Raw genomic sequence first — 24,882 nt, 5'->3', positions numbered from 1 at the left:
ATATCAACCTCTTGCTCTCGCTGTTGCCGATGTGTTTCTTGTGATGGATTGAAGCATAGGGCCTTTATTATCCATATCCATAATGAATGCCTGAATGGTTAGTGTGTTCCCATCTTGTGATGTCTGCGCATCAAACTTGTGGCCACCAGATGAATAGTCATTAAATACAACATTCACATTCATACCGCCACCCTGCATATCTTTATTGGAAATAACCTTTCCAGAATCACCGGGGATCATGTATTGGCGACCGTTGTTAGCCTTGAATATCTCAGGCTTACCACCCTCACCAACTCGATACATTGAACCAGCATCAACAGGTCCACCATTTTTACGAGCGCCAGCAATTGCTAGTGTTTGTGATAATCCAGTAGTTCCAATCAATCCTGCGTTAGCTGGCGCGGCATTAGCCCCCATTGTAGCTAGAGAAACAAACGCAGCGGCAGGAGCCCATGCAGAAGCGACAATAGCGGCTTCACCAATGGACGCGGCAGCTGCGGCAGCGCCCATTGTTTTACCAATGATGAAATTCTTCAGCATTTCAACGCCAGTTTGAACAATGGAATTAACAACACTGTTTAGTATCGTGTTACCTAGTGATCTCATTGCATCGGCAGCAGTCATGGTACCAGTCAATAATCCAGTAATGGCATTCGATGCGCTTCCAGACATTGCGTCAACGGCAGATGTAAGCATGTCAAAACCTAAGCTTTGCTGACTTAACATCTGCCACTGTGCAGCAGTTTGCTGTTCGTTGAATTGACGCTCCTGTGCTGTTCTTATCTGAAGGTATTGTGCGTCAGTGATTTGTTTAGCTGTCGTAAATTGCTCGTGTGAGATCTGTTGATTTGCATACGCCTGGTCAATGATTGCCATTTCATCAGCATAATACTTATCCATGAGTGCTAGTTTTTTAGCGTTCTCATTTTTCAATTGCTGAACAGGGTCGAACTGAGCCCTATTATCTTCAATTGGAGAAACTGAAGCCTGAGCATTTGCCTCAGCTGTTTTTTTAGAATACTCACCAGCTAGCTCAACTCTTCTTCTATGGTAATCTTCCTCAGTAACCAAATTACCTTTAAGTTGCCTTTCAAGCTGCTCGAGAGATAACTTATATTCTTGGTTTGCCTTTGCTTCTGGATTTTGAGAGAAAGCATCCTTCCTATCTTGGATTTTCTGTTTTAAATCAAATTCCTTCCCAGCCAACTCTGTTATTTTTTCAATCTGCTTCTCTGTTGCTTTACTACCAAGTTTTTGAACGGCTTCAAGAATGGCGGCTTCGCGAGCAAGTCCTTCTGTTTCCAATTTAGCAACTTCTGTCGCATTTGCTACATCAGCAATCTTCTGTTTCAGCTTTTCAGCTTCCGTGGCTTCTTTTAATGCTGCACTAGCCGCCTCTTTTGCTGTTTTTATTCCTTGTTTTTTAGCCTCAGTGTTTTCATATTCCTTAGCAGCTAAATCTTGTAGGTTTTTTATTGCTTCTTTATCAAAGACACCAGCATCTTCGGCAGCATACAATGCATTTAATTTTGCTTTTTCAGCCCCTTCTAGCTTAGATAACTCAAGGCGACGCTCCATTTGCTTAAGTAACTTGTTACCATCCTCGCCCCCATAATCTAACTCCGGTCTAAGTAGGCTAAATGCTGCCTTTGCTTTAGTTGCTCTTTCTATTGAAAATCCATAAGAGTTCCAACCAGCCGCTGCGTTTGGAAGTATTGATGCTTCACGCTGTAATAACTCAGCGCCTTGTTTCAGCGTGCCATTTAGGTCTGCCTGAATTAAAGATATTGTGCTTTTTGCTCTACTGTAATCATTTGTTGCCTTTTGTGCGTTATTTGTCGCGATAGCCAGATCATCTTGCGCAGAGGTTAATTGATTAGTTAGTGATGTGTATTTACTAGTTCCGGGAGTGGCTTTTGCGACTTGAGACTCAAGATCCTTTACTGCGCCAATTGCCTTTGAGTGTGCAATTACTGCATTAAGAAGCTCATTGTTTAACTCAGGCAGGGCTTTTCTTAACTCCGCCATTTCAGCTTCTTTTTGCACTCTAGACATTTCTTTCATTTTAGCTGTCAGCTCATCAACGCCTTCAGCTAATTTTATTGCACTTTCTCTGGCTTCTTTTGCCTGCTGATAGAAATACAACACTGCGGCACCTGCTAACATGGCAGCGCCTGCTGGCCCACCAACTAATCCAAGAGCGCCTTTAAACAGGTTCATTGATACTGACGCAGCCCTTGCAGCAGTAGCAGAATTTGCCATTGCCGCAGTTTGTGCCTGAGTTGCTTGAGTGAGAGTTAACGCAGCTTTTGAAGCTAATGATTTTTTAAGGATTAAATTATCAAGCGCTGTTGCCTCAGCCAATGTTCCTTTTGCAACATTATATTCAGCCTGCGCAAGAGCAACGGCAGATCTTGCAGATGATAAGTCAGCCTGAGCCTTTCTTACTGCCGTTGTTGCTGCATATTCAGATGCTTTCGCTGCGTTTAATGTCGCTGTTGTTTGGTTTATTGATGCCGATACATCACTGATCTTGGCTTTTATAGTCGAATATAAAGCACCTGCCATTCTCGCACCAAGAATTGCCAATGCCACATTTGCAACCATTGATACTTTTTCGAAATTGTCCGTTAATACAGCGAATCCAGCAGAAACAGAACGGGTAATTCCTAGAGTCTGGTTCATCTCGCCATAATAGGCTTTAGCTGAGTTCGTTAATTTAGTAAAACCATCAGCAATAGTGTTATCCATCGAGTCAGCAAGAGCGTTATTCTCTTCACGTGCCTTAATCATTGCATCAGCGAATAGCTTCATGGAGATACCGCCCTGCATTGCCATTTTCTTAACATCGTTTTCAGTGACTTTTACACCACCCCGCAAACGAGATAATTCTTTAGCAATATCAGCAACAACTGATGGCGTGGCATTTAAAACGGAGTGCCAATCGTTGCCTTTCAATGTACCAATAACCATAGCCCTATTAAGAGCATTCATTGCAGATTCGGTTTGTTGTGCGCCAGTTGCGTTGGCTGTGAATGCAGAAGAAAGAGACTCAATGTAGTCAACTGTTTGAGTTGTGTTATAACCCAACTCTTTCATTGAAGTGGCAGAGCCAGCATATAACTCTTGAGTTGTCTCAATAGCTTTACCGTTTCTGTTACTAACCTCTAAGAATCGTTGCTGTATTTCTGCATAGCGCTCAACGTCACCTTCAACTGAATTGAGTGCCATTTTAATACGCGCAGCCATTTGCCCCCATTCATCTACCGCGTTAATGATCGCACCAGCCGACAATGCAGAAGCTACAACACCAGCAACTTTTGATAGAGATAACATTGACTGCTCAGTGTTATTCGCTGCTCTAGATGTTCTGTTGAAGCTATCATCCATGCGATTTAAGCGTTGCTCTAATTGGCGTTGAGATGTAAGTAATTGACCGACATCCATTTGAACTTGATAAACGATTTCACCTACATCAGCCATTTTATGATCTCCAAAAATAAAAAACCCCGCCGATTGGCAGGGTTGGACTGAACTTTCTGTTAGCTATTTTGAATAAGTTGTAACTGCTACCGGATAGATAGTTGTTGGTGGCACTGTGACCCAAATACTGACATCACCTTTTTGGGTTTTAATTAATTGGCTATATTCAGTGCAGTTACCATCAATGCACTGAGCTTTTATTTCATCTATTTTTTCAATGCCTGCGCCAAATTTACTTATAAAATCCAATTCACTTAGTAAATTGTTTTTAAATTCATTCATATCGCTAGGATCATTATTGCTAGCTGTGGTTATGACTTTTATTGATTCTAGTCTGCCGTTTAAAAATATTAATTCATTACTTCTTGACCACTTATTAAATGGAGATACTGAGCCAACCTCACAATTTGTAACCTCATCTTTTGACTCGCATTTATCTTTATCAACAAATGAAATGTTTGATATTTTCTCATCCCATTTAATACCAAAGGCGCTCTCATTGCCTTTATCACCACAGCCAGCCAGCAGTAGAAATGAAAGTATAATTAACGCATTTCTCACAACACCATCCTCGTTAGTTAATTTGTTATTATGTTATATAGATGGTGATGCAAAAGAAAGCAAACTAACTCATTTACGTTTCCTGCTCACTAATCGACGCTTACCATTGATCAACTCATCATTACGCTTATCATCTTGCTTAATGATGTTGTCGTATTCTTCTTTAGTGAATCCTTTCTCATCAGGATATTTAGCTTTGAGCATCATCTGAAACTCAGTCATGGTTAACTGCTCGGCTTCATCACGGTTCATGCCAAAGTGGGCACGAGCAGAGCTGATGTAATCAATTGCCATAAACTCATCTGAGAATTCGTTTTTTCCTTCATTGCGTTGAAGTTTACGGATCTTAGCTTTACCGATAATTCCGTGAGTGAATAGCTCTTTGGCAATGACGATAATGTCATCAATTGGCATCTTGCCGTTTTTATAGACGATTCCTCGTTTACCTGATTTCCATTCACCAATAATTTCAGAACAATCATCATCACAACACGCCTGCATCACTATCATTGCAGTTTGCAGGATATTGCGGCCGTATGTTGGCTTGGTAATAGCCTTTATTAGCCATTCAGGAATTACCCTGTAACTCATTACGGCGCGTGTAATTAAATCTTGCACCTCTGTGCCATTTAATTGACCATACGCACTCACAATCTGTTTAGGCTCACCGATTCTTGTCATACTGATGAACGATGGTCTAAATAAGTAATCCTTTTTATCAGTAGAGATAACCATCTCACCGATTTCTAAAATAGGCGTCATAATCCCTCCTGAATATTATCAAGGGCACTAGAAAGCACCCTTTGTAATATTAAACAGCGGTAACGGTGACCACGCATTTTGCCGTTTTACTGCCATCTTCAGATGTGACAGTAACGTTTGCAGTGCCTTCGGCAACACCACGTACAGTGACTACATTCACAAGCTGAGTAACTGTTGCAAGGTTTGTCTTATCGCTTACAGCGGTGTAGTTTTTGTTCGTCGCATCAGTTGGGGTAAATTTGACAGTAAATGTCTTAGTTTCACCCACTTTTACAGACAGAGTAGCTGGATCTACCGCGACACTTTCAACAACAACTTCTTCTTGCAACCACTCAACGGTGTCTGAGTCATAGGCTTTCAATTCACCTGAATAAGTGGAAATTTCTTTTGTTGGAAACTCCATTGACCAAGATGTGAAAGCCATATAGCCCTGAACAACATCAGAGCCATCGCCTTTCATATCAAGTTGAACCCAATATGTTGGTTGGCGACTTGCTTTGATTTCATCAAGGATTTCTTTGGCAATATCAAACGCGGAAGTAGAACCGGTTACACCAGCTTTCTTTAATTCACCATCGAAACTAATGGTAAAGTCAGCGCCAGTAACAATTGATTCAGTTAAGCCTTTAGTGTCATCAGCATTAGATGTCACTGTCTCCATACCGAAATCGAATGACTTGCTTGTTAGTGCGCCTAAGCGCAGGAATTGATCTTGTGCTGGTACTTGGTCAGGACAGCCTTTTGCAATGCGCAGAATACCTGCGTTACCCATCACTAGGCCTTTATCATCAGGGCATTGTGCCATGTTATAACCTCTTTATTTGCAAATAAAAAAGGCCGCATAAGCGACCTGTTGAGATGTATTTAATTTAAGATGTACAGCGGAAAGAAAGTTTAAGGATAAACCGACCTTCTTCTGTCGGTATGGGTCTTGGTAGACCACCTAGGTTGTAGATTGAATTGAGTTCGCAATCTAACGAGTTATTAGCAACGTAATTTAGAATTTCATTAGCTCTTATCACTGTTGGTTCTGGGTCTTTCCATGCAGACACAAGAATAAGTGCCACGAAATCATCAGCACCCAAATCAGCAAACCTACCGCTACTATCATCCGGTTGAATAACTGCATATTGCTGGTGTCTTGTATCTTCTTCTTCGTCCCACGCAAACCTTTGAACAATGAAACCATCGAGTAAATTACCTCTGTTTAAGTAGCGCTCAAACTTCTCATGTATCATATTTGAAGCTCCCGTCTCACTGCGTCATCAATAGCCTTTCGCTCATCCTCAAAACCAAGAGATAAGAACTCTTTACGAGCACTTGAGCGCCTAAAGGTTTGCTTGATTCTAGGATCATGAACATAAACCGCATAGTTTGCTGTATATCCAACGCGACCAGTAACGCGAGTGCCGTTAACAGTGACTTCCCTGAATTGAGAGTTGATAAGCGTTGATGTGTCAATAGGTGTGTATATAGCCGCCTGAGCGCTACCAATCAGCAAAGCAGACTGAATAGCTCTCATAACTCTCTTGCCTTGTATGTCACCAACAAGCGCCCTAAGGTTTGCGTTAGCCTGAGAAATCCCTCTTACTCTTGTTGCCATATCACACCGCCGTTATCAGAGTGTAGTCATCTGCAATATGCTCGAATAAATCCTCATCACGTTTGATAAATTTGATTTCGTCAGCACCGGCAGATAGCGGATCACCTGAGTGCGTGCCGATAGCGATAAAATCACCTTTCTTCGCATCAGCATACTCAGTCCAGAACACCAGTTTGATGGTGATTTCAGAGCCTATATCAATCTTTCCGGCTTTCAGTTCACTACCATAGCCACAAAGAAAATGAACCGGATCAGAGAATACTGGCTTACCGTTTTTGTCTTTCTTTGCTTTCCATAAAGTAGCCCATGATGTATACGCCCAATTTGCAACTGAACTCATTAAGCCCCCCTGCACATACAGCCACCTTTCGCTATCCACAAGCCAGCATGAGCAGTTTGAGTCGGATCGGCTGGTATTAAATCATTAGCACAACCATACTTATCTAAACTACGCAAGAGTGATGCGGCCGCCTTCCATCTATCACCAAACGATTGATATCGAAATGAGCGTGATGCGCCGTTAGGTGCTGTTTGTGAGCTGATATACTTATCTCCTTGACCAAGCGCCATGAGTGAAAGCAGATACATCTGGATTAATATTGCGGTTGCCGATGAATAGCGTTTATCAAGACACTCTTGAATACTGCCTACCTGTTCAATAAGTGCATCGAGAATAAAATCAGGCAATTCTATTCCCTGCCCTGTCAGGTACTCTTTGGCTTGCTCTTTTGTGATCATGATTACCTCACAAAGTAAAGCCCCCTTTCGAGGGCATAAAAAAACCGCTTTCGCGGCTATTCTTCTGGAAGCAGAGCAATTAACTCATCGACCTTGGCTTTCTCATCAAACTCAATGCCTAGCTCTGTGAGTTTTTCGATTAGATCTTTCTTGGTTGGCTTTTTAGCCTGCTCAACTGATGGTGTTAATGCCGCAGCGGCTTCATCTGAAAGCAAGCGCACATTTGGCTTTAACACTGGATGCAGCTCTTCAAATTCAACTACCTGACCCTTAGCTGTGCCATACCAAGGGATAATAACTTCATACTTAGCCATAACTATCTCCTTAGCTCAGGTCGCCGCCATAAATAACGCCCGATAAGCGTTCGTCATCACGTTTGATTTGCATACCTTGCGCCGTCATTAACATGAAGTTAAAGTTTGACGTTGGTAGCCGACGCTCAAGAGGGATAATATTTGTTGGCATACCAACAAGAGGGGAAATAACATCCTTTCTGCGCTCATATGCAATAAATTCATTTCCTTTAAGCGCGAATGAACGGCGAATTTCTTTTACAGGAATGTACGCCATAATCTCGCCAAGCACGGTGCCATTAACGATTGTGTTACCACCTCCGAACGAAACCATATTAGGCTTATTCAGGTTTGACCAAACCTCATCACTAACCCACATAATGTCATAAGCAGACACCTTGTTTGCTGAAGCTTGCTTTCCAAATGCACCACTCGCACCAAAGAATTCAATTAACTGCTCTTTTGTTGCTGTGCGTAAGTCAACCGAGCCACCGCTAGGAGATGCTGTTTTTAAGTCGATTTTTACAGTGTTCCTGTGGTTTCGAATGCCCTGCATTTTCTTACCATCAACAGAAATTGACGCATCACCATCTAACGCAGAGCTAACCAATCTTTTATTGTGCTTACGCTGTTTTGCCATATGAGAATCCAAAACCAAGTCCAAGCCAACGGTTTTGAGGCCTTCACTGTGGCGCCAGTTAACGCCAAACCCAGACGTATAAATAGGGATTGGATCTCCATCTGAATCGTAACTAGTATGGTCGAATGAAAATGGTGCCTGCCCATCAATACTTACAGCCACATCGTCAGAAATATCACCGACCATGTTATACATTTTTAGCGTCTTACCAATTGGCAATACGGTTTGAACGCTTATTAAATCATCTAAGATTTCCATGCCATCAGTTTGATTGCGCAGTTGGATAACTTGATTATCTAATTCAGCCCAAAATGTTGTAGAAAATCCACCTAACTGATTAGCAGCCATAAACGCTTGGTTTGCCACTAACATCTCATTAGTCATGAATCGCTGATTCGCTTGCATCATTTGATTTTGTTGAGCGTTATGCATATTTCGAATAGCCCAAACATGATTCCAGTGATCTCGAATATGACTGTTAGTTGCTAAAGTTTCAGCATTAAAATACATAGTTTTTTCCTTTTAATTACGCAGCAGCTACAGTGCCAACACGAAATCGAACACGAATGAAATCATCAGCTTTTAGCGTTACTTCATCCTGAGAGTAGCCAATTACTGATTCCGTATCAGCGGATGCAAGAGCGCCTTTACCACTCGCGCCAAGCTTGATCGGAGAGTCTTTTTTATAAGTACCCGCAGGAACTAATACAGCCAACTCTCGACCTTCTTCTACATACTCACCAACCAGAGAATCACCAACAGGAACGCCATCACGAATAGACAACCCTTGGTGATATGCTGGATTAGCTACATAAATGCGACCGGATAATGCAGTGGCTTGAGCAAACTCATTGTCTGCGTTAATAACAACAAAAGTTCCCGGCAACGTAACTGCTTTTGCTGCACGAGTTTCCGTGATTGATTTACCGTCAAGGTTTACACGGCGATAGCGACTAGTAGCCATTATTTAGCACCTCCAAAGTATGCTGCTGGATCTGGTGCGCCAGTTTGCTCTTGTTGAGCGCCTGAGTTTCCAGCCAAACTTGCTGCGTCACCAATTTGTTTATGCATGTCGATCAGCGCCTGACCTTGCAATGAGTTTGCAACTACTTCACCGTATTTTTCGGCAACTGCTTTACGCATTTCGGTTTCTTCTGCGCGTTGGTTTGCGGTTAATGATTCTTCCAACTTTGTGTGGTTAACCTGTAACGCATCAACCTTTTCGTTAATTGGCTTTAGTTGCTCAGCGAAGTTTGCAGCCAATGCCTGAGTGATATCACCTACGAGTTCTTTCTTTTCTTCTTGAGTTAAAGGCATATCGCCCTCCGTGCTGTTATTGATTGCAGGGCTTGCCTGCGGTTTACTGAATAATGATTTAAATTTATTGGCAGCAATAACTACCCATGACTCCTGTCTAGCCACCTGAGTTCCAGAGTCATCGATTAGTATCTTTCCGCCTTCGTCCGTATAGCCAAATACCTCGGCCTTACCACCATTTTTAATAATTACGAGTTGCGAGTCTGTGAAATCAGCAACCCAAGCGTAATCATCCTTGGCAAGAACGAATTTATCTTTCACTGCTTGTTCAATTCTGTTCTCTTTTTCTCTGTAAGATTCGCCAATAAGAGCACCAGAGTTTGGTTTTAGTGAAACGGCTTGGTCTGCGTTAACCATTAAGCCGACGCCTTTATCTGGCCCCGCAGCAGGTGGCTCATCTAACAAAATTGCATCATGATCAATAGAGTGTATTTTCACCACCCATTGAGCGCCCTGCTCTTGCAGTTCTTTCGGTGCTTCTGTGCGCTCCCTGAATACTGCCACGCTTGACCAGATAGGATCTGACGACTCGCCTTTCTCCAAAGCTACCAGTTTATCCATGAGTCTCTGACCGCCAGATGACTCCATAGCTTTTTCAACATCAACCCATTTTTCTGAATAAACACGATTACCTTTTAGGCTTACGTTCCTATTCCATGCACCTACAAAACCTTGGTTAAGTCCTTCTGGAGAAAATGCAGAAACAAAATGGCCATCCACAGTTGGGTGACCTAACGGAGCGATTGTTCCTTCCATACTTTGATAGTTGGCTTGTATCTCTGACTCTGGGTAAAACTCGCCATTCATAATGACGTTTGCTGGTAGCGTGTAACTTGGGATAATAATGTGTTCACGACCGTTGTATGTTTCACGCCGAATAGATGCGCTATTAACTTTTGTCGTGACGTTTACTTGAATTGGCATCAGTTACTCCTCCGCCCATTGATAACCACGTTCTTTCATAGCCTCTTTTTCCTCTAACAGTTTATTGGTGAGAGTCTTGTTGTAAGGCTTGCCGTCTTTATCAACAAGAACGGTTACAGTTGAGCATTTACAGTTAATTGAATTGGCATCACGAGCCCACCAATCACGTTGTTCATCAGACGTAAACATTTTCCCATGCCTGGCTGCGTGATTAGGCCTTGTTGTTGGGCTCAGCGCGGAGATATGAATTTCACGAGTTTCAAGGTTAAGCATCTCCTTAGCTTCGTCCGCTTCATCTAATCGCGCCCTGCGTAATGCGCTCGTTATCTCTGTTCTTGCTATTCGATTAGCTCGACGAGCTTCAATACCAGCTTGATTAGTTAGGTTTCTCGCTACTTCGCGAGGATTTAGCCCTCTCGCGATCCCGTCAGTAAGAATCCGAGCCATGTCAGCTTTAACCTGACCGGACAGACCTTTCACCTCCTCAAATACACGAGCGCGAACTAGGGCCATTCTTAACTGGTATGGTTCGCTCATCAGTATCGTTGCAATACTTTGTTGGGTGGCTGCATAGATAGTGGATTGCTGAGTTAGATTTGCGTACTGCTGCGCTGTTCCTCTTTCGTATGCTATACTGCCATAATCCAGAAAAAGAAAGTTCCCGAACTCACCGCCATTCAAAAGCACCTCATCAACCATTAGCTCACCATCTCTCAACAGTATTGATAGATAGTTAGGGTCTAAATCGAATTGGTATTTCCTATTGACTACTGGCTCTGAGGGAATTCTATTAAGAAGCTGAATATAGCCTTTTGATATTCTTCGAATACGTTTCGCAAACTCTCTCATTGCGCCACGCTCTAGCTTATCGACTGATGTTGGATCAGCTTTCGTTCCGGGTCTTATCGCTGTCCTTATCTTCTGTATCTTCATCAGTTTCACCTAATGGCTCTTCACTATCATTTTCATAGCCAGCCGCCGTCCTAATTTCTTCGACACTAAACACTGGCTCACTAGTGGCGAGTGATGTTTGATTAATTCGGCTCATCTTCTCAGCGCTGTCGAGCTTATCTATTGATGACTGTTCGTTTAAATCATCCCAAATAACCGCTTTCTCACCGATAGGTTCTAGCACCTTGATATTAATTAGATGTTCAATGAAATCTTCTATCTCAAATGAGAGCTCGCTTTCTCTGCGTGATTGGCATCGTGCGTTGAAATACTTCTGATCTTCTGTACTGGCTCTCTCACCTGTTTGCATGCCGACAAGTATTTTTGATGGGATATCCATTGCAGCTGATGCTGTTTGGAGGTTAACCATATAGGTTGGCGTCGGATCAGATACAGCAGTAACCATAGGGCTGACGCTCGCACCCTTCGTAACAAGAACTGAGTCATTACCTGCGTTAATTTCTCTTGCTACTTCATTATAAATTTCCTGCAATCCAGCAATGTCAACACCATACATACTTGCCATTTCATCAAGGCTAGCTTCCTTTTCGTAGTTGATATTTAGCTGTCTCGCTGCGTTTTTAAGGAATGACTCACCAGAGCCCCCCTCAACCTTTTCAAGGCTTACAAATGCGTTATAGGCAGGCTCAAGGAAACCGATGGCGTCAACTGAATAGTCACCGAGAATGAAAATCCTATCCGGATGAATATTGATATTTCTAGTCCCGCCATTTGGCAGCGTCTCCGTGTACTGCCACATACTTGGCTGGCCGTAATTAGTAGAGTTAATATCCGTCACCCAATCAGTGGGCTTAATTGCGTTCGCCCATGCTGGCGTTGCTTTCTTTAGTAGCTTTGATTTCGTGACAGGCTCATGCCACTTTCCACTATCATTGATATGAAGAATTAAACCCGCATAGCGACCGACAAGTCGCTTCTGGTCTGCTTCTTTGAACGCTTTCCAAATACGTTTATTCACGTACTTTTTAAATGAAGCTTCCCAAGTTGTTTCTTTCTTGTATTTATCTGCTTTGTCACCTTCAATTACTTGAGGTGATGTTTTCCAGCAATTACCTACGAGTTTCGTTACTCCACCAAAGGCAATACCACCACGGCGAAATAGCTTATATAAATCCTCAAAGGTTAAATCTTGTTTGAATCCGTACTCACACCAAGCTGATGATCGCTTCGCATCAAGCCCCATGGTTGGATTAACCAAAGCCATACGGGCACGAGCTATCGCATCACTCACCATGTGATTGACGGCTAGTTTCATGTTTTCTTGCATTATCGCCTCAGTAATCGTTTTGGAACCAATAGGCCTGCGTTTGATTTTTGTGTGATATACCCATCCAGCCCATACCTAGACGCATCCCAACAGTGGTTATTCTTATCCTCAATAACGGGAAGAACCTCGCCAGTGATACGGTCTGTTTTGTATGAGTAGAGACGGGCTTCTTTTGCTGTTTCTTTACAGCGAGGATGAATGATTATTTGCTTGAATCCGCGTAGATGTGTAATGCCATCTTCTACGCTACCCTGCCATTTTTTAGCTGCGGATATATTGAAGCCTTGGCGTTTTAGGTAACTGATTGTTTCGGGTCGTGCGGAGTCTGCTTTAATCGGCCACTTACGAGATTCAGGTATCTTGTCGTAAAACGCTGGCATGTGGTCAAGCTCAACACCTATTCCGTATGCCTCATACTCGATGTGCAAGCAGTCGTTTAAAATGAACTGACGTAGTAATGTATTTGGGTCTTTTGCAAAACCGAAGTCAGCGCCGAATAGCAATCTGTCTGCTTTTTGCCATAAGTCATCAGGGAATGCTTGAACGACGTATTTATTCGCCAATACCTGCTTATCGGAGTTTTCAAGATAAGCCCCTTCCCATATCCATGCGTAAGTGTTTGGATCTAAGCGTGATTGATCGCTCAAACGTTCCTCTTCAAGCACTGACGGAAACCACGGATTATCGTCATAATTCATTTCAACAATCATTGAGTTATCTGGTGGGCTTTTACAGAAACGCTTATCAGTGGCGCTACCGTCACGCTCAGGGTTCCATGTTACCCATATTTCAGAACCTTCCTCACGAACAGTCGGGATCAGCTTTGACCATGCTATTTCAGATACTGATTCAGCTTCATCAATCCAAGCTATCAGTATTCTTGCCTTAGATTTGATGCTGTCTAAGTTATGACGCAAGCCAGAGAATACATACCAGACTTTGCGATTCTTGGCTCGAATGAAGTTATCACCAATTTCGTAGTAATTATCTAGCCACGGCTCTGAGCGGATAGCCTGCTTAACTTCTTCCATCGAAGAATCGGAAAGTGAGTTCATATATTCACGACCGCAGAGAATTACACCCTCCACTCCAGACTCTGCAAACATTACCCCGCGAACAGCGGTCATCTTGGCGAATGTTCTCGTTTTCCCTGATCCTCGCCCACCCTTTGAGCCTCGATATCGGTAATTACCACTGAAAACTGGAATTAATTTAGGCGGTATTTCAATCCTTGCTACCGTCATTGTTACCTCCAGCAACTAAAACTATTTTAGTCGGCGTCATCGAACCGTCAGATGATTTTAAATCAATATCCTGAGTTACTTTATCGCCATACTTTTTAGGGCTCATTCTTGCTAAAGCCCACTTTCTGGTATCTATCCTTAACCTTGCCTTAGCAACTGCCGCTGGTTCTTCTGTTACATCATCAGCAATATCAAACAACTCTTCAAACACGGCATCAGCTCTTGATTCCATTGCTTTCGCGTACTGTTCACGAAAGTCAGGATATTCTCGTAACCAACGCATGACTTTAGTTGTGTTTGGCATTCCTGGTCGCTTGCATACAGAACGCAAACTTTCACCATCGGCAATTAGAGCGCATACATCGTCCGCCACCTCTGGTAAGTAATCAGAAGGGCGACCCATTTTCTTTTCAGTCGCCATTAATCAGCCTCTTTTGGAATAATTAACTGGTTTCGTTTATATATCTCCGTCAATCAATGACATTATTGAGGATATAAACCTATATAAAACTCTATCAATGCCACTCAAAGAATGACATTTGTAGAATTTTCTAAAATGAATAATATTTACTGTTCAACCACTGGCACATATTTAATATCACTAATTTCATCAGGTGAAATGTATACCCATGAGCCATCGAGTGATGCGATACCGATTAACCCATTAGTTACACGAGGCTCTTTAGTCGTCATCATGCCTTCGTAGGTTGTACCGTCTTTCTTAGTTGCTATTACGTGATATTTTTCTGACATGAATTCGAGCCTTCTTTCAATACATCATGAAATGCCTTAGCAATAGTTTTGATTTGACGAACGTTTCCACGACCAGTAACGATGATTTTTCTAACATTTCCAGCCTGACACAAACAAGCCTTCAAGTTACCATCGGTTATATCTACCTTCGTTACAGCACCTATGGTCTTGGCGTCTATGTTGTAATTTTTCATATCCCACCCAATAAAAAAGGCCACTAGGGCCTATTCTTTCTTGCCAAATATCGACTTAAGAACCCATAGAATTACCGACAATCCAACTACAGTTCCCCAGTTGATGTTTATTGCCAAGTCGAATCCTGCTGAATCAACAAACCAGTTCCAAATATGTAGCAAGCACCATGACAAGAAGAAACTTATTGATAGAGCTACAACCATAAATATGGCTAATATTGCAAAAGATTGACCTGTTGTTAGTCCAGTTTTTTTTATTTTCATAGTGATATCCTCATGCCGCCAATCTATGCATCTCATCGAGCAATGGTTGCTTATGGTTTTTATTGAACAGACCTTTTAGTGATTCTTTCCGTTGCTTAAAATCCCACCCCATCGAGATAAACACTGTGTTAGCTCTTTGTAGTTCGGTTATTGCATGGATTTGCTGATGTGAAAGATAATCACGAATTGGGTCGGTTTTGCCAATGTCATTGTCTTTTCTGAATTTTGCAGACGATACACCAAGCACTATGCGATTAATTAAGTCAGCTTCATTACTGAAATGATAATGAGCCGGTTCTTTACCTTCTTGGATCTTGCTTTCTTTCACAGCATCGGTCATTGGCTTATATTCCATTCGAGCAATGTTGCGCTCTATTTGAACTTTAGCCTCTTTCGCTGCTTTTTCACGGAACTGAATAAAACTATCAACTAGTCTAACTTGCCCATCCCTTGCTTTCTCCCCACCAATAAATGGCATCGCGATCAGAAACCCGCGCTCAGTTAGTTCATAACAAGGGAGTTCTTTTTTCTGTTTAGTAACATAAGAGGAGGCTCTGAAATCGGAGGCTCCTAAATGTTGAGATGCAATTAACGATTCAATACTATTCATCACTCGGAAGTGATCTCTTCCAAACTCATTAGCGATGACGTCAGTTGTTACTACTGGTTGATTACCTGATTTCTTGATTAAGTGTTTCATAGTTAGTTCCTTTTAGAGATGAACCTTGCGCCCAGGAGTAACCAGCCCAAAGAGGGTTAACCAGACCACTGCTGATTATCCTCAAGGCTCATCCTGAAAGGTTCTTTGGTTTATGTGTGTCGGGCGTGACACTAAATTTGTACGCTATATATCTATTAGCGAAGAATGGAGTAAATCATTATGACTATTCGCAACCATCATCACGTATCACTACGTTACTTTGGTCACTTACGGCTTACCCGTCAGCAAGATATGGACCACCTCACTTATTTGCGAAGAAGCCATTAAAAAACCCCGCTATTGCGAGGCTCGTTATTAATCTTTGATAAATTCATCTGTAGAAATTGAGTTATGAACCTCAACGAGTTCTGCGGTGGAGCTATCTACCACAACCTTAACGTGAGGATGATAGTTTTCTGCAAGATACTTCATTATTGGTTTAACTACTGCGTCAAATTCAGATTCATTTTTTTGATTCATTTCATCACCTGTCGTTGTTGTTCAATTTCCCGTATTGCTTTCTTGTCTGAGTTACATTGCTCAATAACCGATAACAGGGAGATATTTAACATTAAGGATTCTCCCCATGTCATTTGTTCGGGTATGTATGGCAATAGACAATCAGCGGTTAGGTGTGCCGGTATCGCTATATGTTCCACTGGCACGTATTCTTTCTGAATAGTCGTGCATCCTGATAAGAGCGTCATTAGGAATAGCAGTATTGGCGCAATCATTATTGATAAGAACAGTTTTGATAACCGTTTTAACTTTTTCAGAATCCACGGCTGACCTATTCCGCTTTTCGCTATTAGTCGATGAGACATTATTGATAATCCTGAATGTGCGGTTGGCGTTTTCTGTAATGGCTTGCTGACGAGATAGCTGATTGGTTGCTGCGCTGTAATCTTTACTTAATTTGTCGTAATCATCTGTTACCCACCATAGCCAGAATGCGGATATTGCCAGTAGTCCAGCCAATACCTTAGTTAGCGTGTTCATGCTGGATATGTCTTATGGGTTAATTGGAAATGAGGGCCATCTTTAAATGTTTTCCAGTTACCGCCCCATTCGATATCGACGCCGAACTCTTTCGCCGCTTGCATCATGGCATCAGCGACTTTTTTAAAGTATGACCAATCGTTCCATGGGATCTGGTTATTTACCAGAGGAGCACAATCAACAGCGTGGCCAGTTAAGTGGCGACTATTCATTGTTTGACTTTTACCACTTGCAACTAATTGTCGTTGACGGGCTTCGTTACGCTTACCTTCAATCACCATAAAATCAATATCGGTAATTTCTAATGCTCGATGTACTACCTTAACCAAATCAGGATGAACGCCACGGAGGTTTTCTTCGCTACGTCTGCTTAATCTAAACTTACTCACTTTTCACCCCCGCCCTGCCTTTAATAATTTTACTTAACGCATCAACACCGACATACCCAATAAACACGCTAGCTAGATATGCCAACTCGTGATTAATACCAAGAAGAGTTAATAGGTCTTTTACAAACCAAGCGAAGAATGCACACATCAAGCCGTCAATAAGAGTCTTGCCCCATCCACCGCCATTGTATCGACCTCGAAGAACTGCCATTGAGCCAGCTAGAATTGCACTAATTCCCTGTTCTTTATTCATAACGATGAGGTTAAGCATTTGAGCCCATAAATCGGGGTTTTCTTTCATATGATTCATACTCACCCCCTATTTGGAGGAATTAGTTAATAGAACGCCGACTCACAGCTCTTGTGTGAATGTGAGGTGTTGTGATTGATTCTGTGGTCGGCATATACGAAAAAAGACCGCCTAAGCGATCTTCTGAATGTGAACTATCCGGTAATTCCGGATGGTTGGATTACCACAATGCAAATAAGCACTCTGGATAAATATCAATAACTTAAACTATGTTACCCTCATCAATGAAGGTAACACCCTCGAATTCGGGGGAATTAAAGTTTGAGATACCCATTGCCGAAAAATAGAGAATCATTAAACTTCCGACTCCTTTCTTTGCGCTCTTCTTCTGACAATTTATCGCGCTCGGCGTAGGGTTTAGCTTTAGCCAAGTCAGCCCTAGTTGGATATTTAGAACCCTTCGAATTCGTCATACATACAAACTCCAGATAACAAAAAACCCCGCCGAAGCGAGGTCTTGAATTCTTTTAACGTTAACGAAATGGCAATAACTCATCGTTAGAATCACGATAGCCCATCTCCGCCAAAAGATCAACTTATTTCTACTCACAAGCTAATTTATATATTCATTTTCTCTTTTTGTTACATTTTGTAGAACTTTTTCTGCATTAGCCTCTTCCTTAAAGCACTCCTGAATCAACATCTCGTAGAATGGTTTAAAGTTTCTACGCCAGGTTGTTTCTGGCAGTTCAAACAATTGTGAGCATATCTCTCGCCTAACATCTTCTGCCGGCAATCTTGAATAGCCACGACCTGAACACTTAGGGCAAGTTTTAAAAACTGGAATTCCTTGTTTTTTTGTTTCCACCTTATCCAAAGTTTCACCCCTGCCATTACATCGGCACGAGTGACTCACCTCCCCTTTCCCATTGCAGGTTTTGCAAATCACCTTAGTTTTTTCTCTAATCTCCCTGTATTTTGAATAGTCAGATGGAGTTATTTTCACTCCCATCTTCTTGTTGAATTTAATAATTTCTTTAGCTGCAAAGTGGGTGTGCTGTTTAGTGGTGAATACCTCTACCTCAATAAATCCACCGTCACAATCAGGGCATGCCTTTTTACTGGCTGCGCTTCTTGCATAATCCTGAAATGCATAATTTGCGAGTATTTGCAGAAGTGTTCCTCTATCATTCTCACTAAGCTTTCCAATAGCACTATATTTGTGAGCCTGAGTTATTGCATATTGATGAATACTCTCCACTGCTTCAGTTGGTTGATTGATCCCTTGTTTCGCCAAAAACAACTCAATCCCCATTCTCGCTTTAGAGGTCGCCAAACCAAGCGAGGCCATTACATCAGTGATTGTTAGATTATCAGTCGCTGTTGCAGATGGAGAGTCACTAAACATAATGCTTTTTGGTGAAAAATATTTTGGTAAATCTGCAAGTCTCATCTCGCCTCCGGTAATACTGTGTGATGACCATCGCCACTTACTGAGTAGACAATAGATTTCTTCCTACGCTTTGCATCGCTAGTAACCAATACTGATAAGATGCCCATAGGTAGCTGAACCACGCTAAAACTTTGCCTTTTTAGTGACTCTCTGGATAACCGTCTTGCCACAGTAATAGCAACTAGTAGGCTTTTGTATTTATCGCTCCTCATCTTTCAGCTCCTTCAACTTTGCTCGATAGTGATCACGTATCCGCTCATAATCCTCGCGCTTCCACTTTGGCAACTCATGAGAACTCATTAGGCGATCGAAACGCTCTTGACCAATTTTTTCTATTAGTCGAGGCGTGTAATTTTCGATATTTCCCGATAGATGGTTATTACATGGGGCGCATTGTTTATGGACGTTATCTTCATCAAAACGCAACTCTGGCATTGCTCTTGTCGTTCTATAATGTCCTGCGTGATACTGACCTTCGTGAAAACGACCACAACTGATACACGGGAGGTCTTTATCTCTTTCACGGATGTATGCGTTGAATGCGGTCTGTGCTTGTTTGATGAAATATGAGAGGGGTTTTACTGCTAACTTGCGGACTTTGAGTTTATCTTTTGCTTTAACTTCCTTTTCTCTTTGCTCCTTTTTAAGTTTTGCTATCGCTTTTTCTCTGTCTTTATTTCTTCGTTGTTTGGATAATTCAAATCCATGTTCTGGGCAACACCATTCAATATTGTCATATTTAGGGTGAAACCATTCTCGGCATATTTTACAGCGCCGTCGCCTTAGCTTCTGCATCTCCCTCTCCTTTCACTATTTCCATCACCTCAAGATGTGGATTTTCATTTACGCACTCATCACACACGTAAATTTCCTCATCTGTTAGCTGTCTATTGCATGACATGCAGTTCATTACGGACTCCTTTGAGTAACGAGTCTATTTTCATCAACATCGGATTACCCATGCCTGCCGTGTTTGCCTTTTTCACAAACTTCATGGGCCGAGTTTTAAACTCTCTCGCCTTCTGTCTAACTATTTTTACCTCTTCTCTATCGCCAGCATATGATTTGATTAACTGTATCGCGTTATCACAAACGACAAACTTCCACGCACTTTTATCAGACTTTCTTATTGCTCCTATCTTTTTGAGATGCATGATTGTTTCTCGACATTGGTTGATCGTTAAACCTGTCATTAAGAGAGCTGTTTTGGTGTCAAATAACTCTAAATGCCTTACGGATTTGATAATTGTGATTGCGTTTTCTATTGGAAAGTTATCTCTAGCCATAATTATTCATCCTGTTCCCTTTTCAATTTCATATACTCGCTATCTTCTGGAGTAGTTAGTATCAAACCGAACTGCGAAGCCCATGCCTCAACTCTCTGTAAGAAGTGATGCATTTCCCCTTTATCTAATTTTGAAGTGCGCTTAAGTGTCTCTCGTTGCGTTTTTTCGCCTGTTAACACATCGGTGTATTCAGTTGCCTCAAACCCCAAGTAAGTGGCCTTTAAACTTTCCTTCACCCACGATTCAGTACAGAACTCACGACCTGACTTAATCAAGTAGTCGCTAATTTCTTTGTACCAAACATGGCTTAATGAGTTTTGAGAAAGGCTTCTTTTGGGCTTGTATGGCTTGATTGTGACACTGAGTTTTTGGTGGGATTTAAGTAGTTCGATTACGTTGTTATCAAATAGCTTTTTCGTTGATTCGTGTAGACAGAAGTTCTCCATAATTACCTCGTGCATTCCAACACTTGACCGCTAATTCCATATTTTCAGCAATAGGGCCTCTTGCGCCACAGTGCTTACATTGAACAAAGGAGTTGCAGAATACCTGCATGACCTCTAGTTTTTCTGATCTGCAGTGGTGGCAAGGTTTTAGTTCACCCACTACTAACCTCCTGCTGATACTGCTCAAACCAGAAAACTACGGGCCTATCGACTAATTCAATCAACCCAAACCGCTCCGCTGTTCTGAAATTAACTGAATACAATCTAGCTCTATCTGCTTGCTGTTTAATCTCGTGTCTAAAATCCTCAATCGAATATGTTTTCTTGAATAAATTACACGGCGCACACGCTGGAACGACGTTTTCCGATTTATCATTATCAACAATAAAATCAGGCCCGCGTAGAACTGGCTCTATATGATCCGCATGCCACCCTTTTTCTGGTAACTCACAACCGCAATACTCGCACCGCCCACCAAATAGCATCCGTAACTTTTCACGCTGTTTCTTTGTCACTGTTAGCTCTCCTGTTCCATGCTGCTATGGTCTACCTATTAGCCAGTTAACCAACTTGCCTACTCTGCTTGATGGCCTAACGCCAGTGCTACCAGTGATTAACCATTGAGGAACAATGCAAATCATGAAAATTGGAATTACCCAGATATGGTTAATTCGCTGAATTAGTGTAGTTTCTCGATACTGTTTCTTTTCATAGATATCGTATTTATCTAGAATTTCACTGGCGATACTTTCCATATAATCACTGTCTGCATAATGCCCTGTGAATTTCAACAATTGGCACTTCAAGACGAAGTAATTAACTTTTCCTTTTTTGTTCTCTATCATCATTCACCCTCTGGCAATGCCAGCCACCTAACACACTTAAAACCACGTATTGGATTGTCGTAGTGATCATAAAAACCAAGATCACCACCAAAACAGTCACCAGATAAATATCTGGCAACAATTTTTTTTCCTGACTTATTTTCGATAACCAATTCTGTATGTGATACTGGCGGTTTTTCTGCTTCAAAATTAACCCAATTAGTTCCCTGCATTAGATGCTCCCCACGATCTGTTTGATTCTTGAAATTTAAACCTTTCATCACTCAACACCTCGATTAATTGCTAGCCATAAACTCACACTTGCTAACTCGCATATATGCTTTGCCCCTTGGAAAGCATTTATCCAATTTTCTTCTCAGTGGGGTAACTTTAATTTTAAGCGGGGTTTCTGAAATATTTATGAGTGGGTTATTTATCCACTGCTGGTTATCAATTAATTTATCGTAATTTTTGTAGCAGTAGTCTAAATCTGGATACGGATAATCTTTGTGAAACAATGTTCCTCTCATCTAAAAATCCTCTTGCGTGTTAAGCAACTTGCTTTCTTGTTCGGTAACTATCCCATGTAAAAGCCAACGTACAACCACCGCCGTCATTCATCCTGTCAATAACTCGCTCGCCAATGAATGTACCTAATTCCTCTCTGGTTTGGTTGCTAATTAGGATTGTTGGCTTCATCTTCTCGTAACGAGTGTTGATGATTTCAAACAGGATTAGCTTTTCTGCCTCAGAGCCGAACTGCACACCAACTTCATCAATGATTAACAAATCTGGTTTTGTGTAAATCCGAATAACTTCAAATTCTGTTTCGGTAGAATTCTTACTCCAAGTGGATTTAAACTTTCTTGCAATTCGTAATGCTGTCGTGAATAGCGCAGAATTTTGATAATCCTCAACAACACTTTTCGCTATTGCTAATGCCAGGTGATTTTTACCGGTACCGGGCTTTCCGCACATCACTAAACCACCGCCATTTTTTAGGCGATCTTCCCATTTTTTAACGTAGGCTTTGCAGACATTGAGATTGTATTGAGCATCCTTGTTCACAGCCTCGTAGTTATCCAGTGTGCAAGATTTAAAGCGCTCTGGAACATGCAGATCATCAAGCAGTTTCTCAGTGAGTTTCTTCTTGAAACGAATATCCGAATCACGCTGTTCGATCTTCAAGGCTTCTAGTTCTTCCATGAGGCAAAGTGGGCAAGGTGTTGGTCGCGATGGAATTGATATCGCGGTTTTACTTGAACGAGTTCTGGCTTGATATGCGCCATGCTTAGCGCAGGTTAATTCAACAATCGTTACTTCGGTGTTTGGTATTTCTGCTGGCGGTTTACTTAGATTTTCAAGCTGCCTTTCAATTTGCTCGATTTTGTCTGATAGGCTCATGATTTAATTCATCCATGTTGGCGCATCCGTTTTACCGTAGTCCTTGGATGCAAAATTCTCGTTTACAGCTCGCTTAGGCGGCGTGGCTTTCCATGAATTACCTGAGTTCTTGTTTTGGTAATTTAACTTCTGGCTTGCAGTGATAAACCAGTTTTTAGGCTTAGCGGCTCTGAACTCGATATCTAGTCGTTTTAGCTCATGCACCAAGTCGATGTTTGAATACAGCGATTGCCATTCAGCAAAGTCTTTGTGGTTTAGGCGGATCACCTCTCCCTCGAATGCATACTTGCTAGACATTTGGTGAATACTTGCAGATTGATTTTCTGACTCGCTAGGACAAGCCGTGTTTTCGGCTTGGGTGTTATTAGGAATCAGGTTAAGGGAATCAGGAATCAGGTTAAGGGAATCAGCAGGATTTGTTGTATGCTCTTCTGATTCTTGCACTGTGCTTGTATGGTGCTTTTCTGGTGCTCCTTTGTTTTCAGTAGGTTGCATTACTTGTTCTGGTATTTCACTAGCCGCTTCTTTTACGTGAGGGTTCTGATGTTTCTTCCAGTTATTAATCTGAATAAACTCATTTCCATCTACTGCATATCTGGTAATAAAGTTTTTACTGTGTAGTTGTGCGAGTAATTTTTCACAATCAACGTCATCGTATGGCAAAACCATTGCTTTAATTTTACGTGGCTTATCTTCTAAGCGACCTTCTCTATCTGCAATAGTCCATAAACCAACGAATAGGATTCGTGCAAATGGATCACATTCAGCAAGGTCGTCATTGGTAAAAAAGCCTGGTTTAATATTTCTTGCTCTGGCCATTAGAAAGGTACCTCCGGTTTATTTGCTAATTTATGACTATTATTTGCTTCCTCTTCATTTTTTAGATACTCATCGTATTGCTTCCCCATGGTGCTTTTTACTAGGTATGCAGTATCTTCTGTAAAATATAGAGAGTGCTGATCGGTAAATTTATTGTGTAATAGTTGAGCTGCTAATCTTATTAACCTTTCAGCAGCAGAAAGCTTGCAACCAAAAATATTCAATCCTAATGATTCGAATAGATCACCAAGCCTTAATTCATCCAAGTTATGTGTACAAATAATGTCGAATGAATCCGCTATATCAGCGATATCGTCTCCCACTCTGGCCAGGCAAACTTCGGAGCATGTATCTACAATGTCTTCAAGAGCACATTTAAAAAACTCTCTAGAATCATTAATTCTGTATTCAGATAGATACTCATGAATCTCAGACTCATCATTACTAGGACATTCAGAGTAAAAAGATGCTTCAACTTTAAATTTGTCTGGAACACCAGTTGCGGAGGATAGCTCTTTAGCTCTGTTTTCTGGCGAGATAGTTGTCATGCCAACTTTATAGATGCCTGGCATGTATTCATTGCTTAAGACATAAACCCATCCCTCAGTTCTAAAATTACTAGGTAGAGCTTCTGGAACAGGATTATCACGATTAAGCTTCATTTCACCTAAGTGACCAACGCTCATACCTGGCAACCTCCATGTCTTTGTTTCTTTGTTAATTTCATATATAATTACTCCATTAGTTAGCTGTATCAGACAAGAGAAACCTAAATTCCCCTTGTCGTAATTACTGGTTATTGATACAGTGTATTTGTACGTTAAATGGTTAAATCCATTTGTTGAGAAGCCTCACCATTCGCCGTGGTTGAGGTTTTTCTTTTTGGTGCTTTGACATGCTCAAGCATCTGAATTAACGCTCTAGCCTCATCACCTTGCAATATCACTGTGTCATCTGGTGTCTCATACCCAATAGCAACTAAAAGCCTTGCACAACGTTGTATGAAGCTTAATTGCGTTTTAGATTGTTGAGATTGCCAGCGGGATATTTGTGATTCGTGAATACCTGTCCTTTTCGCTACTTCTCTAGCGCCAGTAACAAGTATCCCTTTCATGATTTTTGATTCGATTTCTCGAAATTTGCGTTCGTTTGATAGTTCCATTTGTTAAATTCCTTCTTAGATTACTTCCCATATTGGGAACAGCAGTAATGATCCGTGGCTCATTCCATATGAGCGGATTGTTGATAATAATTTGCCGATTGAGGTCAAAAGGCATGGCGTGAGTTTTTAAAGAGC

Annotated in this window: 37 protein-coding genes; all 37 read right to left on the bottom strand. The window is 41.6% G+C overall.

Translation table 11 applies throughout. The features are described from left to right. Nucleotides 1-3: 3 nt before the first annotated feature. The 37 genes from LW139_RS09210 to LW139_RS09040 all read right to left on the bottom strand — a co-directional run bounded on the left by LW139_RS09210 (nucleotide 4) and on the right by LW139_RS09040 (nucleotide 24,747). Nucleotides 4-3,483 (bottom strand): tape measure protein, encoded by a 3,480-nt coding sequence (locus LW139_RS09210; RefSeq protein ID WP_247851110.1) that lies wholly within the window; start codon nucleotides 3,481-3,483, stop codon nucleotides 4-6. Between the two features lie 63 nt (nucleotides 3,484-3,546). After that, nucleotides 3,547-4,044 carry a hypothetical protein gene (locus tag LW139_RS09205; RefSeq protein WP_247851109.1) on the bottom strand — a complete coding sequence of 166 codons (498 nt, stop codon included), beginning with the start codon at nucleotides 4,042-4,044 and terminating at the stop codon, nucleotides 3,547-3,549. 69 nt (nucleotides 4,045-4,113) lie between these two features. After that, nucleotides 4,114-4,806 carry a DUF6246 family protein gene (locus LW139_RS09200; protein WP_247851108.1) on the bottom strand — a complete coding sequence of 231 codons (693 nt, stop codon included), beginning with the start codon at nucleotides 4,804-4,806 and terminating at the stop codon, nucleotides 4,114-4,116. Between the two features lie 49 nt (nucleotides 4,807-4,855). Further along, complete coding sequence (locus tag LW139_RS09195) at nucleotides 4,856-5,611, bottom strand: Ig-like domain-containing protein (protein WP_247851107.1); 756 nt, start codon at nucleotides 5,609-5,611, stop codon at nucleotides 4,856-4,858. A 64-nt stretch (nucleotides 5,612-5,675) separates the two neighbouring features. Beyond that, on the bottom strand, nucleotides 5,676-6,044 hold the full coding sequence (locus LW139_RS09190; protein WP_247851106.1) for a phage tail termination protein: 369 nt from the start codon (nucleotides 6,042-6,044) through the stop codon (nucleotides 5,676-5,678). Further along, nucleotides 6,041-6,409, bottom strand: coding sequence for an HK97 gp10 family phage protein (locus LW139_RS09185; RefSeq protein WP_247851105.1), 369 nt, complete (start codon nucleotides 6,407-6,409; stop codon nucleotides 6,041-6,043). Before LW139_RS09185 ends, LW139_RS09190 begins: the two co-directional genes overlap by 4 nt. Nucleotide 6,410: 1 nt before the next feature. Continuing rightward, nucleotides 6,411-6,749, bottom strand: coding sequence for a hypothetical protein (locus tag LW139_RS09180; protein WP_247851104.1), 339 nt, complete (start codon nucleotides 6,747-6,749; stop codon nucleotides 6,411-6,413). Continuing rightward, nucleotides 6,749-7,147, bottom strand: a complete 399-nt coding sequence (locus LW139_RS09175; protein WP_247851103.1) for a DUF7370 family protein — start codon at nucleotides 7,145-7,147, stop codon at nucleotides 6,749-6,751. The genes LW139_RS09180 and LW139_RS09175 overlap by 1 nt, the downstream gene beginning before the upstream one ends. A 56-nt stretch (nucleotides 7,148-7,203) precedes the next feature. After that, the gene (locus LW139_RS09170; protein WP_247851102.1) at nucleotides 7,204-7,461 is read right to left on the bottom strand and encodes a hypothetical protein; all 258 of its coding nucleotides are present in this window, start codon (nucleotides 7,459-7,461) and stop codon (nucleotides 7,204-7,206) included. Between the two features lie 10 nt (nucleotides 7,462-7,471). After that, nucleotides 7,472-8,590: a major capsid protein gene (locus LW139_RS09165; RefSeq protein ID WP_247851101.1), complete on the bottom strand. Its 1,119-nt coding sequence runs from the start codon at nucleotides 8,588-8,590 to the stop codon at nucleotides 7,472-7,474. A 16-nt stretch (nucleotides 8,591-8,606) separates the two neighbouring features. Then, nucleotides 8,607-9,044 carry a phage cement protein gene (locus tag LW139_RS09160; RefSeq protein ID WP_072063054.1) on the bottom strand — a complete coding sequence of 146 codons (438 nt, stop codon included), beginning with the start codon at nucleotides 9,042-9,044 and terminating at the stop codon, nucleotides 8,607-8,609. After that, nucleotides 9,044-10,321 carry a hypothetical protein gene (locus tag LW139_RS09155; protein WP_247851100.1) on the bottom strand — a complete coding sequence of 426 codons (1,278 nt, stop codon included), beginning with the start codon at nucleotides 10,319-10,321 and terminating at the stop codon, nucleotides 9,044-9,046. Before LW139_RS09155 ends, LW139_RS09160 begins: the two co-directional genes overlap by 1 nt. Before the next feature lie 3 nt (nucleotides 10,322-10,324). Next, nucleotides 10,325-11,254, bottom strand: coding sequence for a phage head morphogenesis protein (locus tag LW139_RS09150; RefSeq protein WP_247851099.1), 930 nt, complete (start codon nucleotides 11,252-11,254; stop codon nucleotides 10,325-10,327). Then, nucleotides 11,205-12,560: an anti-CBASS protein Acb1 family protein gene (locus LW139_RS09145; protein ID WP_247851098.1), complete on the bottom strand. Its 1,356-nt coding sequence runs from the start codon at nucleotides 12,558-12,560 to the stop codon at nucleotides 11,205-11,207. Before LW139_RS09145 ends, LW139_RS09150 begins: the two co-directional genes overlap by 50 nt. Continuing rightward, a complete protein-coding gene (locus tag LW139_RS09140) occupies nucleotides 12,560-13,804 on the bottom strand; it encodes a PBSX family phage terminase large subunit (RefSeq protein ID WP_247851097.1) in 1,245 nt (414 codons plus the stop codon). Before LW139_RS09140 ends, LW139_RS09145 begins: the two co-directional genes overlap by 1 nt. After that, nucleotides 13,785-14,225: a ubiquitin carboxyl-hydrolase gene (locus tag LW139_RS09135; RefSeq protein WP_247851096.1), complete on the bottom strand. Its 441-nt coding sequence runs from the start codon at nucleotides 14,223-14,225 to the stop codon at nucleotides 13,785-13,787. The genes LW139_RS09140 and LW139_RS09135 overlap by 20 nt, the downstream gene beginning before the upstream one ends. 146 nt (nucleotides 14,226-14,371) lie before the next feature. Further along, complete coding sequence (locus tag LW139_RS09130; RefSeq protein ID WP_063073743.1) at nucleotides 14,372-14,557, bottom strand: hypothetical protein; 186 nt, start codon at nucleotides 14,555-14,557, stop codon at nucleotides 14,372-14,374. After that, on the bottom strand, nucleotides 14,536-14,751 hold the full coding sequence (locus LW139_RS09125; protein WP_247851095.1) for a hypothetical protein: 216 nt from the start codon (nucleotides 14,749-14,751) through the stop codon (nucleotides 14,536-14,538). The genes LW139_RS09130 and LW139_RS09125 overlap by 22 nt, the downstream gene beginning before the upstream one ends. A gap of 30 nt (nucleotides 14,752-14,781) precedes the next feature. After that, nucleotides 14,782-15,015: a hypothetical protein gene (locus tag LW139_RS09120; protein ID WP_247851094.1), complete on the bottom strand. Its 234-nt coding sequence runs from the start codon at nucleotides 15,013-15,015 to the stop codon at nucleotides 14,782-14,784. A 10-nt stretch (nucleotides 15,016-15,025) separates the two neighbouring features. Next, complete coding sequence (locus LW139_RS09115; RefSeq protein WP_247851093.1) at nucleotides 15,026-15,715, bottom strand: Rha family transcriptional regulator; 690 nt, start codon at nucleotides 15,713-15,715, stop codon at nucleotides 15,026-15,028. Between the two features lie 315 nt (nucleotides 15,716-16,030). Further along, complete coding sequence (locus LW139_RS09110) at nucleotides 16,031-16,195, bottom strand: hypothetical protein (RefSeq protein WP_196572648.1); 165 nt, start codon at nucleotides 16,193-16,195, stop codon at nucleotides 16,031-16,033. Next, entirely contained in the window at nucleotides 16,192-16,422 is a 231-nt protein-coding gene (lysC, locus tag LW139_RS20740) for an Rz1-like lysis system protein LysC (protein ID WP_432652206.1), read from the bottom strand. Before lysC ends, LW139_RS09110 begins: the two co-directional genes overlap by 4 nt. Beyond that, nucleotides 16,337-16,714 (bottom strand): DUF2570 domain-containing protein, encoded by a 378-nt coding sequence (locus tag LW139_RS09105; protein WP_247850869.1) that lies wholly within the window; start codon nucleotides 16,712-16,714, stop codon nucleotides 16,337-16,339. Before LW139_RS09105 ends, lysC begins: the two co-directional genes overlap by 86 nt. Further along, nucleotides 16,711-17,103: a M15 family metallopeptidase gene (locus tag LW139_RS09100; RefSeq protein ID WP_215941846.1), complete on the bottom strand. Its 393-nt coding sequence runs from the start codon at nucleotides 17,101-17,103 to the stop codon at nucleotides 16,711-16,713. The genes LW139_RS09105 and LW139_RS09100 overlap by 4 nt, the downstream gene beginning before the upstream one ends. Then, nucleotides 17,096-17,413: a phage holin, lambda family gene (locus LW139_RS09095; RefSeq protein WP_109409565.1), complete on the bottom strand. Its 318-nt coding sequence runs from the start codon at nucleotides 17,411-17,413 to the stop codon at nucleotides 17,096-17,098. The genes LW139_RS09100 and LW139_RS09095 overlap by 8 nt, the downstream gene beginning before the upstream one ends. A gap of 553 nt (nucleotides 17,414-17,966) precedes the next feature. After that, nucleotides 17,967-18,806 carry an antitermination protein gene (locus tag LW139_RS09090; RefSeq protein WP_247850867.1) on the bottom strand — a complete coding sequence of 280 codons (840 nt, stop codon included), beginning with the start codon at nucleotides 18,804-18,806 and terminating at the stop codon, nucleotides 17,967-17,969. 198 nt (nucleotides 18,807-19,004) lie between these two features. After that, the gene (locus LW139_RS09085) at nucleotides 19,005-19,601 is read right to left on the bottom strand and encodes a recombination protein NinG (protein ID WP_247850866.1); all 597 of its coding nucleotides are present in this window, start codon (nucleotides 19,599-19,601) and stop codon (nucleotides 19,005-19,007) included. Between the two features lie 92 nt (nucleotides 19,602-19,693). Next, nucleotides 19,694-20,092, bottom strand: a complete 399-nt coding sequence (locus LW139_RS09080; protein WP_247850864.1) for a hypothetical protein — start codon at nucleotides 20,090-20,092, stop codon at nucleotides 19,694-19,696. A 2-nt stretch (nucleotides 20,093-20,094) separates the two neighbouring features. Further along, the gene (locus LW139_RS09075; protein ID WP_247850863.1) at nucleotides 20,095-20,538 is read right to left on the bottom strand and encodes a recombination protein NinB; all 444 of its coding nucleotides are present in this window, start codon (nucleotides 20,536-20,538) and stop codon (nucleotides 20,095-20,097) included. Continuing rightward, nucleotides 20,495-20,647: a hypothetical protein gene (locus LW139_RS20735; protein ID WP_432652205.1), complete on the bottom strand. Its 153-nt coding sequence runs from the start codon at nucleotides 20,645-20,647 to the stop codon at nucleotides 20,495-20,497. Before LW139_RS20735 ends, LW139_RS09075 begins: the two co-directional genes overlap by 44 nt. 43 nt (nucleotides 20,648-20,690) lie before the next feature. After that, nucleotides 20,691-21,023, bottom strand: a complete 333-nt coding sequence (locus LW139_RS09070; protein ID WP_247851205.1) for an HNH endonuclease — start codon at nucleotides 21,021-21,023, stop codon at nucleotides 20,691-20,693. Nucleotides 21,024-21,077: 54 nt separating this feature from the next. Continuing rightward, nucleotides 21,078-21,383, bottom strand: a complete 306-nt coding sequence (locus LW139_RS09065) for a hypothetical protein (RefSeq protein WP_247850862.1) — start codon at nucleotides 21,381-21,383, stop codon at nucleotides 21,078-21,080. Beyond that, nucleotides 21,383-21,595, bottom strand: coding sequence for a hypothetical protein (locus tag LW139_RS09060; RefSeq protein ID WP_247850861.1), 213 nt, complete (start codon nucleotides 21,593-21,595; stop codon nucleotides 21,383-21,385). Before LW139_RS09060 ends, LW139_RS09065 begins: the two co-directional genes overlap by 1 nt. Before the next feature lie 316 nt (nucleotides 21,596-21,911). After that, the gene (locus LW139_RS09055) at nucleotides 21,912-22,766 is read right to left on the bottom strand and encodes an ATP-binding protein (RefSeq protein WP_247850859.1); all 855 of its coding nucleotides are present in this window, start codon (nucleotides 22,764-22,766) and stop codon (nucleotides 21,912-21,914) included. Between the two features lie 3 nt (nucleotides 22,767-22,769). Beyond that, nucleotides 22,770-23,585 carry a hypothetical protein gene (locus tag LW139_RS09050; RefSeq protein WP_247850857.1) on the bottom strand — a complete coding sequence of 272 codons (816 nt, stop codon included), beginning with the start codon at nucleotides 23,583-23,585 and terminating at the stop codon, nucleotides 22,770-22,772. After that, complete coding sequence (locus tag LW139_RS09045) at nucleotides 23,585-24,271, bottom strand: GIY-YIG nuclease family protein (protein WP_247850855.1); 687 nt, start codon at nucleotides 24,269-24,271, stop codon at nucleotides 23,585-23,587. Before LW139_RS09045 ends, LW139_RS09050 begins: the two co-directional genes overlap by 1 nt. 134 nt (nucleotides 24,272-24,405) lie before the next feature. Continuing rightward, nucleotides 24,406-24,747 carry a CII family transcriptional regulator gene (locus LW139_RS09040; protein ID WP_036935825.1) on the bottom strand — a complete coding sequence of 114 codons (342 nt, stop codon included), beginning with the start codon at nucleotides 24,745-24,747 and terminating at the stop codon, nucleotides 24,406-24,408. Between the last annotated feature and the right edge of the window lie 135 nt (nucleotides 24,748-24,882).

Source organism: Proteus vulgaris (genome assembly GCF_023100685.1).
Classification (GTDB): Bacteria; Pseudomonadota; Gammaproteobacteria; order Enterobacterales; family Enterobacteriaceae; genus Proteus.
Note: the sequence above shows the minus strand (reverse complement) of the source record. Positions and strands in the feature narration are given on the sequence as shown.